Annotated in this window: 2 protein-coding genes; both read left to right on the plus strand. The window is 68.6% G+C overall.

Features of this window, described 5'->3' with window-relative positions:
* Positions 1-347 precede the first annotated feature (347 nt).
* Complete coding sequence (locus FFT21_RS28305) at positions 348-551, plus strand: hypothetical protein (protein WP_137816958.1); 204 nt, start codon at positions 348-350, stop codon at positions 549-551.
* Positions 552-970: 419 nt separating this feature from the next.
* On the plus strand, positions 971-1,711 hold the full coding sequence (locus tag FFT21_RS28315; protein WP_137816960.1) for a DUF2637 domain-containing protein: 741 nt from the start codon (positions 971-973) through the stop codon (positions 1,709-1,711).
* The last annotated feature ends 316 nt before the right edge of the window (positions 1,712-2,027 follow it).

Here is a 2,027-nt window from a genome sequence, read left to right on the forward strand (position 1 = left end):
CACGGCATCACGCTTGAACTCGTCGGTGAACCTCCGACGAGCCCGCTTCACCGTCGGTCGCTCTCCCACAGCGAACACTCTCTCCTGTCATCTGAGGTGTCCGGTCAACGGGGGGAGGTCCCCCGACCACCCGCCCGACCAGCCAACCGGGCGCCACAAGGAGCAACCACGCTTCGTTGGCAGCCACCGCCCCTACCGCAGAGAGCCACTCTCACGACACCGCTGACCGCCGAATCGCCACCCAGCCAACGCGAACACCACACCGCAGCAGCGACAGCTTGGTCGTCTCGCAAGGCGACAGCCGCAGGCGCACGCTGAACTCCCGTCAGGGGAGGAGGCGCCAGAGGATGAGCGAGGATCACCGCTCTCAACGACAGCGGCGACCTTATCGGTCCCGGTACCCCATCAAGATCGGGGAGCCGGAGATCATCGCGATGACCGATGAACAGCGGCAGGACGCGATCAGTGCCCTGTCGCGGCTGGAGGATTTCATGCGGTTTACGCAGTCACGCAAGGTTGAGCACGAGCGGGACGCTGATGACGGAGCGTAAGGTTCGTACAGTGCCTTGACCCGCCTGATCAACACTGGCAGGTGTTTTCGCAGGTCAGCTGGGATGACGGTGCCCCAACGGTGGGTCTGCTGTGCCCCCGGCGCGGCTCGTACAGCATCTACACGAAACCGTAGCCGCCGCGAACTGCAGGTTTCCGCCACCGTCGGCATCGTTCGCCGTCGCCGCCGTGCGGGCGGTGATGCGCGGTGAACCCTCACAAGGTCATCACTGGCTTGACGGCGTTGCAGGCTGACGGCCTGGCCTGCCCGGTCTGTGGCGCCAACTACCTGCGCGTCCGCGTTCCGTCGGTACCCGTCGGCCGTTCGGTGACCGGCTCCCAAGTGCACGCCTGTGTCGGGCGGTGCGCCGAGGTGGCCACGGCGGAACATCGACGCCGGCTGGCGCGGGGGTGGTAGGCGATGAGCGTCACCGCGTCGGCGCGGCGGGACCGCGCGCTGTGGGTGCAAGTGGTGTGCACGTTGTTGGTCGCGCTGGGCGCGGCGTACGCCTCGTATCGGCACGGGCGGGAGTTCGCGCTCCGGTTCGGCGCGGACCCCACGACTGCCTCGATCTGGCCGCTCATTGTTGACGGCCTGTTGACCACGGCGACGGTGGAGCTGTGGAAGCCTGGCCACCGCGCGGGCCGCTGGTCTGCCTGGGTGGCCTTCTCCTTTGGGGTGGTCCTGTCGCTATGTGCCAACATCGCCGCCGCGCCGGTGCTGAGCGTGTTCGCTGTGGCGGTCGCCGCGTGCCCGCCGCTGGCGCTGCTGCTGGCCGTCGAACTCCTTAACCGCGCGCTGAAGCGCCACCGTGCCGAGACCGCCAACGAGACCGGAAACGAGACGACCGAGACTGTCGAGACGGGCGAGACCGGTGACGAGACGACGTGGGCGGCGCGTCTCGCGGCGGTCTCGGACGAGTCCCGTCCGCCCGCGGAGCCGACCGCCCAGCAGAAGATGTGGGCCTACTACCAGACCGAGCGCGCCAAGGGCCGCCGGCCGACCGGCGCGGAGCTGGACCGGGTGTTCGCCACCAACAACTACGGCCGGCGGGTCCTGCGACGCTGGGAGAGGGCCGGACGAATACCCGCCAAGCGCACGGCTGGCCCATCGTGGCCGGTGGCCGTGAACACCGGGCACCCTCTGGCCGACGCGCCGTGAGCTGCCATGCGCTGACGACAGCGCCCGGTCGCCACTGGTCCCAGCCGCGGGGCCATGCAGCGCATACCCGAGGTGCGTAGTTCTGGGAGATCGCGGGAACCGGGTGAGCGCGTTGCCAATGCCGGGTACGTCTCGGTCGTTGGGGGCGTCCCGCTCTGCGAAGAGGAGGACCCGGGAAACGCGATGGTGAGTGTGAGCTTGACCCCGTAGCCCGGACACCTGACGTGAGGTGACCTTCGGTCACCGGGAAGGATGTCCATATGCCCGCACCACACCCGATCGAGTTCCGCCAGCGTGCCGTCGAGTTGGCCCGGCT

The organism is Gandjariella thermophila, assembly GCF_005405885.1.
Taxonomy (GTDB): domain Bacteria; phylum Actinomycetota; class Actinomycetes; order Mycobacteriales; family Pseudonocardiaceae; genus Gandjariella; species Gandjariella thermophila.